12 protein-coding genes are annotated in these 12539 nt (G+C 55.3%); 11 read left to right on the top strand and 1 reads right to left on the bottom strand.

What is annotated here, in order from left to right; genetic code table 11:
* Positions 1-232: 232 nt before the first annotated feature.
* The 8 genes from rpmH to CLV65_RS06760 all read left to right on the top strand — a co-directional run bounded on the left by rpmH (position 233) and on the right by CLV65_RS06760 (position 7866).
* Positions 233-367 carry a 50S ribosomal protein L34 gene (gene rpmH / locus CLV65_RS06795; protein ID WP_094690399.1) on the top strand — a complete coding sequence of 45 codons (135 nt, stop codon included), beginning with the start codon at positions 233-235 and terminating at the stop codon, positions 365-367.
* A gap of 19 nt (positions 368-386) precedes the next feature.
* Complete coding sequence (gene rnpA, locus CLV65_RS06790) at positions 387-794, top strand: ribonuclease P protein component (protein ID WP_094690400.1); 408 nt, start codon at positions 387-389, stop codon at positions 792-794.
* A 49-nt stretch (positions 795-843) separates the two neighbouring features.
* Positions 844-1206 (top strand): membrane protein insertion efficiency factor YidD, encoded by a 363-nt coding sequence (yidD, locus tag CLV65_RS06785; RefSeq protein WP_211278386.1) that lies wholly within the window; start codon positions 844-846, stop codon positions 1204-1206.
* Positions 1203-2198 carry a membrane protein insertase YidC gene (gene yidC, locus CLV65_RS06780; RefSeq protein WP_094690401.1) on the top strand — a complete coding sequence of 332 codons (996 nt, stop codon included), beginning with the start codon at positions 1203-1205 and terminating at the stop codon, positions 2196-2198. Before yidD ends, yidC begins: the two co-directional genes overlap by 4 nt.
* A 155-nt stretch (positions 2199-2353) precedes the next feature.
* Positions 2354-3106, top strand: a complete 753-nt coding sequence (locus CLV65_RS09215) for a Jag family protein (RefSeq protein WP_094690402.1) — start codon at positions 2354-2356, stop codon at positions 3104-3106.
* A gap of 942 nt (positions 3107-4048) precedes the next feature.
* The gene (gene rsmG / locus CLV65_RS06770; protein WP_094690480.1) at positions 4049-4711 is read left to right on the top strand and encodes a 16S rRNA (guanine(527)-N(7))-methyltransferase RsmG; all 663 of its coding nucleotides are present in this window, start codon (positions 4049-4051) and stop codon (positions 4709-4711) included.
* Positions 4712-5348: 637 nt separating this feature from the next.
* Positions 5349-6320, top strand: a complete 972-nt coding sequence (locus CLV65_RS06765; protein ID WP_094690403.1) for a ParA family protein — start codon at positions 5349-5351, stop codon at positions 6318-6320.
* A 418-nt stretch (positions 6321-6738) separates the two neighbouring features.
* Positions 6739-7866 carry a ParB/RepB/Spo0J family partition protein gene (locus CLV65_RS06760; protein WP_244902349.1) on the top strand — a complete coding sequence of 376 codons (1128 nt, stop codon included), beginning with the start codon at positions 6739-6741 and terminating at the stop codon, positions 7864-7866.
* Between the two features lie 344 nt (positions 7867-8210).
* Here CLV65_RS06760 and CLV65_RS06755 read toward each other — a convergent pair whose 3' ends face one another.
* Positions 8211-8786 (bottom strand): NADPH-dependent F420 reductase, encoded by a 576-nt coding sequence (locus tag CLV65_RS06755; RefSeq protein ID WP_094690405.1) that lies wholly within the window; start codon positions 8784-8786, stop codon positions 8211-8213.
* A 210-nt stretch (positions 8787-8996) separates the two neighbouring features.
* Here CLV65_RS06755 and CLV65_RS06750 point away from each other — a divergent pair, with 210 nt between their 5' ends.
* The 3 genes from CLV65_RS06750 (at position 8997) to CLV65_RS06740 (ending at position 12524) form a co-directional block, all read left to right on the top strand.
* On the top strand, positions 8997-9362 hold the full coding sequence (locus CLV65_RS06750) for a winged helix-turn-helix transcriptional regulator (RefSeq protein ID WP_094690406.1): 366 nt from the start codon (positions 8997-8999) through the stop codon (positions 9360-9362).
* A 466-nt stretch (positions 9363-9828) separates the two neighbouring features.
* Positions 9829-10632, top strand: coding sequence for a MarR family winged helix-turn-helix transcriptional regulator (locus tag CLV65_RS06745; RefSeq protein WP_157847243.1), 804 nt, complete (start codon positions 9829-9831; stop codon positions 10630-10632).
* A complete protein-coding gene (locus tag CLV65_RS06740; protein WP_094690408.1) occupies positions 10629-12524 on the top strand; it encodes an ABC transporter ATP-binding protein in 1896 nt (631 codons plus the stop codon). Before CLV65_RS06745 ends, CLV65_RS06740 begins: the two co-directional genes overlap by 4 nt.
* Positions 12525-12539 lie beyond the last annotated feature (15 nt).

The raw sequence follows: 12539 nt of genomic DNA, 5'->3' as shown, positions 1-12539 counted from the left end.
TGACGGGTGCACATGTGAACAATCTGTGCACAACTTGCCGCGCGCGGTGGAAGGGCTGTGGATGCGATGTGGATGATTTTTTCAGCGGGTCTTGGGATGCCTGCCGCCTGCAGGGCAATCCCCGCGTGTCGCGCTCGCTCTTTTGACTAATTCCACCCCTCAGAGTAATTTGGTAGAGCTTGACTCATGAGGAGCCGCGCGCAAGCGTGGCCTGTAACCAGGAGCATTGATTATGAAGAGGACATTCCAGCCCAATAACCGCCGTCGTCACATGAAGCATGGTTTCCGCGTGCGCATGCGTACGCGTTCCGGCCGCGCGACCATCAACCGTCGCCGCGCCAAGGGCCGCAAGACCCTGTCCGCCTAAGAGCGACCGCGGGCGACAAGTGGAGCGACTGAAAAGCCACCGCGATTTCGTCCATGTTGTGAAGCAGCGCACCAAGGTCACCAGCCGTGACCTTGTTGTGCATTTTTGCATACGTGAATCAGGCAGCCACCCGGCAGGGGTGCGCATGGGACTTGCAGTTTCCAAGAATGTCGGACACGCCGTAACCCGTAATGCGGTCAAAAGGCGCTTCCGCGTGCTTGCCCGTGCGCATGAGCAGGCTCTGCCCGCAGGATGTGACATTGTCATGCGGGCAAAGCCGTCGGCGGCGCATGCTGCCTTCCAATCGTTGGATGCACAGGTGGCATCGTCTTTCGCCAAGGTCGCTAAGCGTTTGGCTGCTTCACAGAATGCAGCCGATTCTCATGAATCCCCTCACGGATCCTGTGACGCGCATCATGGTGAGTAACGACAGCGCAGGCTTGGCACGGCATCAACGCCGGTCGTTCGCCACTGCAATGTCGGGTGTCTGCGTCGCTGCCATCCGTTGGTATCAGCGTGTGATTTCACCGTGCTTCCCCGCGCGGTGCAAATACTATCCGACTTGCTCTTCCTACGCGCTTACCGCCATTGAACGATTTGGCGTAATCCGGGGCGTAGCCTTGGCGGCGGCACGATTATTGCGCTGCCAGCCGTGGAATACTGGCGGCATCGATGATGTGCCCGCCACTTTTTCGCTTTTTTACAGATTCACGTGGTCCAAGGCCCATGAGGCCAATGATGCTGATTCCTCCGATGATCCCATTGCGGATTGTGGCAGCACCGAATCAAATGTGACCGCATCCACCAACACGACTACAGGTAAGGAGACCGTCGCATGACGCTCGACAGTGGTTTTTGGGGATTCTTTTACCGACTTCTCTATCCCCTGGAATGGCTGATGACCTATTTGCTCGATGCCTTCCACAAAGGCTTCGTGTTCCTTGGCATGAGCGATGGTCCGGGAATCGCCTGGGTGCTGTCGATCGTGATGCTCGTGGTTCTCGTGCGACTGTGCATTCTGCCGCTGTTCATCAAGCAGATGAAGTCCATGCGCCGCATGCAGGCGATCCAGCCCAAGCTCCAGCACATCCAGCAGAAGTACAAGGGCAAGAACGATCCGGCCAGCCGCGAGGCGATGAGCCGCGAAACGATGAAGCTCTACCAAGAGAACGGCGCCAACCCGATGGGGTCGTGCCTGCCGGCGCTCATCCAGTCGCCTGTCTTCATGACTATGTTCTACGTGCTGTCGTCCGTGCGCTATGTCGCCAATGGACAGCGCACGCCCTACGGTGCGTTCAACGTCAGCACTGCGGAAGACATCCAGAACACCCCGGTGTTCAACATCCACCTGAGCTCCATGTTCACGGAAGTCGATGCCGGCGGTAAGGTGACGATTGGTATCTTCATCGCGCTCATGTGCTTCACGATGTTCTACTCGCAGTTCCACAACATCAGGCGCAACACCCCCAAGGCCGCCCAGCAAGGCCAGGCGTATCGCTCCCAGATGATCATGGCGCTCACCTTCCCGTTCATGTACATCTTCTCTGGCTTGGCGTTCCCGTTCGCTGTGCTCATCTACTGGCTCACCAACAACTGCTGGACCTTGGCGCAGACGTTCTGGCAGGTGCACAGCATGCCGACCCCTGGCTCCCCGGCCGCAGAGGACAAGCAGAAGCGTGATTACAAGCGCGAGGAGTCCCGCCGCAAGCGTGAAGGCCTGCCCAGCATCGAAGAGGAGGAGCTTGCCAAGGCCAAGGAGGCTGCTGCCGAAAACAAGGGGCAGGGGCAGCGCTACCAGCCCACCCGCAAGAACCGCCGCAAGAAGAAGTAAACCCAAGCTGCTTGCTGCACACTGCAATCCGTTGACGAGGGTCCGACGCCGCGTCAACGGATTTTTTTATGCCTGCTGTGCGGCGTTGACGGTCGCGTCACCGCCCATTGTTCGGTAGACTAGGAGATTACGTGTGTAAGTAAGGAGAAATCCCTATGTCTGAAGACGAGGACAAGACCGTCGACCAGCTCAATGATGAGGCTGACATTGCGGCCGATTACCTGGAAGGACTGTTGGATATCGTCGACTACGAAGGCGACATCGAGATGGGCATCCGCAATGGGCGCCCCGTGGTGCAGATCGTGGCTGATGATGATTCCGACATCAAGCATTTGATTGGCAAGGATGGCGAAGTCGTCAATGCCTTGCAGCAGCTCACCCGCCTGGCCGTGCAGCAGCGCACAGGGGAGCGGTCCCGCCTCATCCTTGATGTGGACGGTTTTCTTACCCGCAAGCGCAAGCACATTCGCGAGGAAGTGCTTGATGCGATTGACGAGGTGCGCGAGACCGGCGAGCCTGTGAGCCTGGATGCAATGAATTCCTTCGAGCGCAAGATCGTGCACGATATTGTGCGTGAAGAAGGCCTGCGCTCGCGTTCTCATGGCGCGGAACCCCAGCGTTACGTGACGATTTACCTCAGGTCTCAGTCTTCGGATGATGAAGAAGATGACGGCGAAGACGGCAATTACGACGATGGTGATTTCATCACCGGTCTGCGCCCCGCCGACGAGCCTGATGTGCGCGATGCCGATGACGAGGTTGAGGCTGGTGCTGATGCGGGTGTCGATGCGGATGCCGCGGATGTCGCAGATGAGGATATCGTCGACGATACGGACGCTGAGGATCCGGATGAAGAGGATCCCGATGCGGACGATGTCGACGAAGAGGATCTGGCGGATTCTGAGTAGCGGCGTGGGAACCTGGCTGGCGTGGAGCTTGGTTCGCAGGTAGAGGTTGGCTGGCTCGGAACTTAGCTGGCGTGGAGCTTGGCTGGCTCCGAACTTGGTAGGCTCGGAACTTAGCTGGCTCGGCAGTCTGGCTGGGTTGGCGGCTTGGCATTTCTGATGGATGACTCCCGGCGAGGGTTCTCGGCAACAGGTTTCTGGTGGCAGATTCTTAAAGGTCAGTGGGCGGATGTCATACGGCATCCGCCCACCGCTTTGTGGGCGTCAGTCGTGTATGCACCGGTTATGTGTATGAGGCAGTTGCGTGCAAGCGTCTGTGATTTGCGGGCGCTGTGATTGGTGCCATGCATGATGAGGCGTAAAGAAGTGGTGTATTCGGGTATCGAACAGATATCGAACATGCACGTCTGCCAATCATTTTCGATGTTGTTGAACGCAGCGATTGTTTCATATTTTCACATAATGAACACATAAGTTACTGTAAGGAGAAGCGAAGATGAACAATAAGTGTTGAAAAACGTTGGTATTCCAACAAATCTACAGTTTTGTGAAAACTGTGCACAAAAGCTGGGAGAGTGAAAAAGGAATCACCAATATTTCTCGAACGCCCGGCGTGTCGCGACGAATCATGGTATCTTAGAAATCGGAAAGGCTACTACAAGGTAACTTTTCCAGCGCCCTTCCGGGTGAATAATTGTGATTTCTCGGGGGTTGTGTCTAGTGAGCTTATAATGCTAGGCGCAACCCTTTTCTTATGCCCAAAATGATGCGGTCGGTTGGCGCTGTGCCCCCATTGTTTGACGCCAAGGCTTGATATCAGACGGTGGTTGTTGCAAGTTCCGTGATGTAAAGGCGGTTCCCAAGAATTCCCACGGGGATAATCGGGGAGTTCCCTGAGGATTCCCTACAGGAATGGCTGGAAGGAATATGGACAGGAGGATGGACATGGTGGATGAACTGAACGGATCTCCCATCGTGGCGGATGTGTTGGGCGATGCCTTGGAGCCGCTTACGCTGTTCCACACCAAGCTTGAAAACGAAGGGGAGCCGCGTGGTCTCATCGGTCCCCGTGATGTGTCAATCATTTGGGAGCGCCATATTCTTAACAGCGCTGCAATCGTGCCCTTCATCAAAGAAGCGTTGGGGGAGGACCGTCTCGCCGGTCGCAAGAAGGCGTCTGTGGCGGATATTGGTTCGGGCGGCGGATTCCCGGGGCTGATTGTGGCGTCGATGCTGCCTAACATCCCTGTCACGTTGATTGAACCCATGGAACGCCGCGTGGAATGGCTCAATGAGTGCGTGGAGCTCATGGGCCTGAGCAACGTCACCGTGCTTCGTGCGCGTGCCGAGGAGGTTCCGATTCATCCAGGATTTGACGTGGTGACGTGCCGTGCAGTGGCACCGATGACCAAGCTTTCTGGCTGGGCGTTGCCTTTGGTGCGTTCGCATGGTCGTCTTGTAGCGTTGAAGGGTCGTTCAGCCCAAGCTGAGATTGACAAGGCGGCGAAGGAAATTCGCAAGCATGGTGGCGTCAATCCGCGCGTTGTCGAAGCGCCGGTGGCGCCAGGGCTGGAATCTACCCACGTGGTGATCGTGGACAAGCGCTAATTATCGAGGCGGATTCGCAGCAGGTACGCTCTGGGCTGCACACGGTGCGCATGTGGTGTGCGTGGTCCGTGCTGCCGATGATGCACACAAGAGCAGGCATCATGAAGCAGATACCCTGGAAATAGACACCGTGGAAGAAGGAGTCGTGGAAGGGTATCGCGGGAAACGCTGCAGAAAGACCGTGGAAGAAGGCTCGATGCGGGGTGCCATGTGAAGGTGCCATGTGAAGAAGGAGGTGCTGAGGCCATAGATGCCAGCACGAAGCAGCAGCGAGTTCAAACTTTAAGGTTATTCTCAGCGAAACGCCGTGCGAACACTAAGGTTTGATGCGTTTACTGTGAATCAGCCAGCTAAGCTGGCCGAGAAGATATCTCCCTTCTCATAAATGAATCCCCTTTTTCTTCTTCATCTCTCTGAAAAGCCCGGAATCTCTTTCCGGGCTTTTTCTTTGTTGATGTGAGCCAGTTGTTTGTGCATCGTTGTTATGGCGGGGTGGCGACTACACTGACTGTGGATAAGTGACTTTTGCGGAAAAGGTTATCCACAAATGCTTTTTCAGTTTGCAAAGTGAGTCGCTGGTCGACGATTATGGATTATGGTTATTGGCAACTCCACTACTGCTGATCAGGGAGGATTGATGGCAGAAGTTTCACGTGAAACATTGGGCGACGAAGAACATTTCGAGACAGCAACTGAAGTGTTGAACCGTATCTTCGGTAATTCCTCCTCGGGCGTTGGGGGAGAGCTGGCGCAAAGTCACCTTGCGCAGGACAAGCTCGACAAGACCGACTTTCCGAAGCCTGCTCGCACACGCTTGATTGCGGTCGCCAATCAGAAGGGCGGAGTTGGTAAGACAACGACTGCCGTGAATCTTGCCGCCGCTTGGGCTGAGGCCGGCATGAGCGTGCTCTTCATCGATATGGATCCTCAGGGCAATGCATCCTCCGCTTTTGGCATTCAGCATGCGGTTGGCACGCCTTCTGTCTATGACGCCATCGAGAAGCGCATTGCATTGCAAGACGCTGTGCAGAAGTGCGCCGACTTTGATGACCTTGACGTGGTGCCTAGCACTCTGGCCCTCAGTGGCACTGAGCTTGAAATTGCTGATCTGGATGACCGCTGGTTCTTGCTCCGCGATGCATTGAACGCATACCTTGAGGCAAGCCCCAAGCATTATGACTATGTTGTGATTGATTGCCCGCCGAGCATCGGTCTGCTGGTGCTCAACGCCCTGACTGCGGTGCATGAGGTGCTGATTCCGGTTCAGACCCAGTACTACGCCATCGAAGGTCTTTCCCAGCTGCTCGATAGCATCCAGAAGGTGCAGGACAGCATGAATCCTCATCTGATCATTTCGGCAATGCTTGCCACGATGTATGACCGTCGAACCATCCTCAGCAAAGAGGTCTACGACCAGGTCGCGCAGCATTATCCGGAAGTCGTGCTGAAGACGGTCATTCCCTCGGCAGTCAAATTGGCTGAGGCTCCTAGCCATGGTGAAACGGTTATCACGTATGATCCTAAGGGAATCGGTGCTGTTTCATATCGCAAGGCTGCGCTTGAAATCACCAAGCGTTCCGATAAAGTCCTGAAGATGCTTGAAAACTGATAAGGAGGATGGAGTGAGTTCACATTCGCGTCTGGGAAAGGGCCTTGGCACACTGTTCCCCACGCTTCAACAAGATCAGGCCAAGCCGAAGCCGAATTCCCTCTTTCCTACAATTCCACTTGCAGGCGATGTTTCACGTGAAACATCATCAGCGACGGCATCTACCGAGAAGGCTGTTGCCTCTCAAGAACCAGAAGCTGTGAAGACCGTTTCCGCCAGTGCTTCCACGGATGTTTCACGTGAAACATCCGTCGGTAACTCTCAGGGTGCTGTGTCGGGTGCTGCGGATAATGCGCGAGATAAGCGGAGCGATGTTTCACGTGAAACATTGGCTGGAAACGCCCAAGGCAGCAGAAGTGCTTTTGAGAAAGGTCATCAGAAGTCAGCCCGCCCGAAGATACCTTCGCTGATGGATTCCTTGCATCCGGCAGATCTGTTCTTCGATCTTGGGGATGATGAACCGCCGGTGCACCGTGGTACGAGGGATGGCGGTGCAGGGGCGCCGGCGAAGTCCTCGACATCTGACGAGAAGACAGTAGGGGCGGCTGTCGATAAGGTCGTGGGAGATAGTGCCAAGGCAACGGTTACCGATGCGTCTCACGTCGGAACCGCAGAGGGCGAATCGGCCGATAACGAACAAGCTGCATCTGGGCAAGATGATCAGGTGGCAGTGCATTCATCATCGCCTGCAGCTGAGGATGAATTCAAGCCGTTGGACGGTGCGTATTACACCGAGCTTCCGCTTGATAGCATCGCGCCGAACGAGCATCAGCCCCGCACCATCTTCGACGAGGATGAGCTGCGCGAACTTGCGGATTCCATCAAGGAAGTCGGCGTGCTCGAACCGGTTGTAGTGCGCAAGCGTGAAAACTGGACAGCCCCTTATGAATTAATCATGGGGGAGCGTCGGCTGCGCGCTGCCAAGATCGCCGGCATCGACGCCATTCCTGCATTGATTCGCACCACGTCTGACGAGGATATGCTTCGTGACGCGGTGTTGGAGAATCTGCATCGTGTGGCATTGAACCCGTTGGAAGAGGCAGCTGCCTATCAGCAGATGATTGATGACTTCCACATCACCCAGGCGGAGTTGGCCCAGTCGGTATCAAAGTCTCGTTCTCAAATCACGAACACGCTGCGCTTGCTTCAGCTTCCTGCAACTGTGCAGAAGAAAGTCGCGGCAGGTGTGTTATCGGCAGGCCATGCCCGCGCATTGCTGGCGCTGACTGATGTCAAGCAGATGGAGCCGTTGGCGAATCGCATCATTGCTGAAGGATTGTCAGTGCGCAGCACTGAAGAAATCGTGGCGATGAAGAACGGCGCCGAGACCAAGCAACACCGTCAGGCGAAGCCTTCTATTTGGCAAGGGTCCGATGAGCTCAAGCGCCTGGAAGATCGCTTCGAGACGAAGGTCGATATTCGCGGTACCCGCAAGAAAGGCAAGATTGAAATCACCTTCTCGTCGGAAGAGGATCTTGCGCGCATCATGAATCTCATAGGTGCGCAAGATGAGTCGGGTGCCGGCTCCGACAATGGCTGGGTGTGACAACTTGACATGACCTGAGTCAGGTCTATAGACAGGAAAGATCTCATAAATGATGATGGCAGGCGCCATAGTGCTGGCGCCTGCCATCAGTATTTATAGGTGATTGCTATTTATGGGTGATTGCTATGTGTGGGTGGCTGCTAAGTCTTCGGCTCGTCTAATCTGACGCTTCTATCGTTCTGTCTAGATATTGAGGTTGCCTTTGTATTGAGGTTGCCTTTGTATTGACGGTTTGCCGTTATTGGCAACCAAAGACAGAAGCACGAAGGTGCTTGTGCTTACCGGTAAAAGTTGTGCTTACCGGTAAGTTGCGTTCACCGATAGGCTCCGCTCACACTATAAGCTCACTGATAGATTGCGAAGCCTGCGGTGAAGCTGATCTTCTTCTGGACGGCGAGGGCGAGCTGCAGGAATCCTACAGCTTCGAGTTCGCGAGCACGCTTCAGGGTTCCTGCGTCGATGGCGTTGAGTCCGCCGGCCTTAACCAGGTCGATGAATGCGTCCTTTGCGTTTGCGTCATCGCCGGCAACGAGCACGGTGGACTGCGCGTCGCCAGTCTTCTTGGAGGCGATGTTGGCGGCAAACACGGTATTGAATGCCTTGAGCACGTGGGACTGGGGAAGCAGCTTCTGAAGCTCGGCAGCTGCGGAGGAGTCGGCCGGCACGACAAGCGAATCGAAGGTGGAGAAATCCAACGGATTCGTGATGTCAACGACCGTCTTGCCTGCAAGCTGATCGCCATACTGCTTGGCGATGGAAGCCAGCGCGGGATACGGCACAGCGAGCACAACGATGTCACCCTGGATGGTTGGATTCTCGTCGTGGGAATCAAGGGCCTGAATGGTGGCGCCGGCATCCTCGAAAACGCTCTTGATGGCGGTACCCATGTTGCCCTTGCCGAAAATGGTCACAGCAGACATATTGTGCTCCTTAATTGTGGGGTGCTGATTCGGTTGCTGTCGCTCTCAGATTGCTGATCTTCTGAATCTGCCAGTATCGAATCAATCACACGACGAATGTGGCGTGATACTCAATTCAGCCAGAAGGGCTAACAATTTGTAAGCGTTGAGTTCAATATATCACTAACATCATGTAAGTACAATCGGCGTGTTGCGGTTACAATTAAGAACATGCCAGAAACCCAGACAACCGAGGACTATGCCAATCCGCATCATTTTGATGTCTTTTCCGCACAGTGTCTGTCCCGCAAACTCCTTAACGACGTGACGAAACGATGGAGCATCCTGGTCCTTGTTGCGTTGCTTGACGGGAACATGCACTTTGGACAGTTCTCGGATCGCATCGGGGGAATCAGCGATCGCATGCTTTCGATGACCCTTCGGGCGTTGGTCGACGATGGCCTGATGCTGCATGATGAAAAAAGCGGTGAATATTCCCTGACGGCACCCGGGAAGAAGGTTGCGTCGGAGAGTCGTCGTCTGCTGGATTCCCTGTATGTGGCCCTCGATAGTTTGATGGCTGCTCGGCAGGCGTGAATTGGTGGGCGGTGGCAACTACGGCCTTGGGTGACGGATACAGTGGTGCCGTCAGTGAGTTTGGGCAGTGGGGTTGTTGATGTTTTGTTGTGCGGGCATGCCTGTGGTCCTGGGGTGACGGGGCGGCATGCGCTGTCTAGGGGCGGTTTGGCGCGCGGTGGGGAATGGTTCGCGCGCGGTGTGGGCTTGTCACGTTTATGCTTTGTTTGCCTTAGTTTTTGACTTGCTCAGTTATTTTCAGTATTTAGATTTGACACTGAAAATAATTCATACTATGAATAATAAACGTTAAAAATCATTTCCTTTGGCGGAATCGCCAGCAGTCTTACCAATCGTCTTGAGGCCTCGGCTTCTTGGTTATCAGGTGCTGTGGTTTCCACTGACCTGGTTACTGCCCGTCGACTTATTGATACCGCCACTGGTATCGGCAATCAGATATCCGCAACTCTGCGGCTAGTCATTACTGGTGGTCGTTGCACAGACTGTTGCGGTCGCGGTCACGGCGCTTCCCGGACTTCATCCCATGGTGTCGATGCAACCCGAGACCTCAAAGATCGAATCTGGCGAACGGAATACGGAAGGAGAACGTTTATTGGCTCGACAAGAAGATGTGGAACTCATATTCCGCATTATGCGCAAGTGCCGGCCGATGGCGATGGAACACGTTTCCATCAGCCGACGCGGTGAAGTGGCGGTGATGCGACAGCTGACCGATGGTGCGCAACTGACGCCAAGCAAGCTTGCCGAAAACACTGGCAATACGCCTGGTCGAATCTCTGCAATCCTCAGCGCCCTGGAGCGCAAAGGCTGGATTGTGCGTACAATCGATCCAAGCAATCGCCGCAGGGTGCTGGTGTCGCTCACCGATTCCGGAACAGAAGCCATCGAAGAGCATCGCAAGATGATTGATGCGTGCACAGCATGGGTATTCGACCACATGGGTGATGAAGATACCGAGCGCTTCTTGCAGTTGCTTGCAGAATTCATGTCGTATCTGAGCCTGCTGCGGCCATGCAAACCATTCCCCGAAGAAAAAGACGTGGCTGCGCTTTTTGCACAGCGGTATCAGGAATTCATAACAGAGGGGAGCGCGCAATCCTCCGCGGCGTCTTCGGCAACCGCGGCCGGCTCAACATCCAAGGCTTCTTCGGAATCCAAACCATCCCCGACTTTTGCAGCATCCTCGGAATCTGTGGCACCCGCAGAAACGACAACAACTGCAGCTGAACCAGTGGTCGAATCCGACGATCAGAAAGGCAACGAATCGTGATCAAAATTTGCAAATACCTCTCGAAATCCGAGTGGTTCCAACTATTCCTAGGATTGATATTCATTGTGGCGGGCGTCTACCTGCAGCTCAAGCTTCCCGATTACATGGCAGACATCACGACGCTTGTGGAAACCCCTGGCAGCAAAATGCATGATGTGTGGGTTGCCGGCGGCAAGATGCTCGGCGTTGCATTCGCAGCAATGATCACCACGGTGGCGGTGGGATTCATCACGGCACGCGTGGCGGCGTCATTCACACAGAGGCTGCGCTCGCTTGAATTCCGCCGCGTGGAATCCTTCGGGCTTGAAGAAATCGGCAAATTCTCGACCGCCAGCCTCATCACGCGATCAACCAACGACGTGACGCAAATCCAGCAGTTCATCACCATGGGTTTGCTGATGCTCGTGCAATCACCGATCATGGCGGTATGGGCAATCGTCAAGATTGCCGGTAAGGGCGTTGACTGGTCCATCGCCACCGCGGTCTCGACCGTGCTTGTGCTGGGAGCGGTGGGAATCATCATGGTCAAGGTCATGCCGAAATTCCGCAGCATGCAGACGCTCACCGACAACATCAACCGTGTTGCCCGCGAAAACCTCACCGGTTTGCGAGTGGTGCGTGCATACAATGCCGAGAACTACCAGCAGAAGAAATTCGACAAAGCCAATGACGACCTCACCAACACGCAGCTGTATACGAACCGCGCAATGTCCATCATGATGCCATTGATGAACACGGTGATGAATGGCCTGACGCTGGCGATTTATTGGATCGGCGCGTATCTCATCGATGCTGCGGGGCTCATGGACAAGCTCACGCTTTTCTCGAACATGGTTGTGTTCTCCAGCTACGCAATCCAGATCATCATGAGCTTCCTGATGATGAGCATGGTGTTCGTGCTGTGGCCACGTGCTGACGTTTCCGCCAAGCGAATCCTGGAGGTGCTCGACACCACGCCGCGCATCACGGACGGCGCTCGCCGCGATGGTGTGAACGATGCTAGTGGCGAACCGATTCGCGGGCAGGTGGAATTCCGCGACGTGAGCTTTGCGTATCCGGATTCCCGCGAACCAATGCTCGAGCACGTGAGCTTCACTGCGCAGAAGGGCCAGACCGTGGCTTTCATTGGTTCCACCGGTTCCGGCAAGACCACGTTGGTGAACCTGGTGCCGCGTATGTATGACGTGACCGATGGCGCTGTGCTGGTGGACGGCGTGGATGTGCGCGATTACGACGTGCAGTCGCTGCGCGACAAAATCGGTTATGTGCCGCAGCAGGCGGTGATGTTCAAGGGCACGGTTGCCTCGAATGTCGCGTTCGGCGACCGAAGCCAGAACGGCAAGACGATCGCGGGCGAGAGGGCGAGCGATGTCAAGCTCATTGATACCTCCACTGCGCAAGGTCTGAAGGAAGTCCAGAAGATGCGCATGTCGGCCGCCTCTGCCAGGGCGCTGACCGATGCGCAAATGGATGATGTGCGCCAGGCGGTCGACGTTGCACAGGCAGATGATTTTGTCACGCGCATGGATGGTACGTACGACGCTTCCATCGCCCAAGGCGGCACGAATATTTCCGGAGGTCAGAAGCAGCGTCTGTCCATCGCACGCGCAGTATGGCGTCATCCCGAGATTCTTGTTTTCGATGATTCGTTCTCGGCGCTTGATTTCCAGACCGACCATGATGTGCGCCAGGCTTTGGCGAAGCAGGCTCATGATTCCACGAAGCTCATTGTCGCCCAGCGAATCGGCACCATCATGGATGCCGACCAGATCGTTGTGCTTGATCAAGGTCGAGTGGTTGGCAAGGGCACGCATAAGGAACTGTTGAAGAACTGCGATGTGTACCGTCAGATCGCTGAGAGTCAGCTGACGGAAGCCGAACTCGCGTCCTGAGTGTGTGGACGCTCT

The organism is Pseudoscardovia suis, assembly GCF_002797875.1.
GTDB lineage: Bacteria > Actinomycetota > Actinomycetes > Actinomycetales > Bifidobacteriaceae > Pseudoscardovia > Pseudoscardovia suis.
Note: the sequence above shows the minus strand (reverse complement) of the source record. Positions and strands in the feature narration are given on the sequence as shown.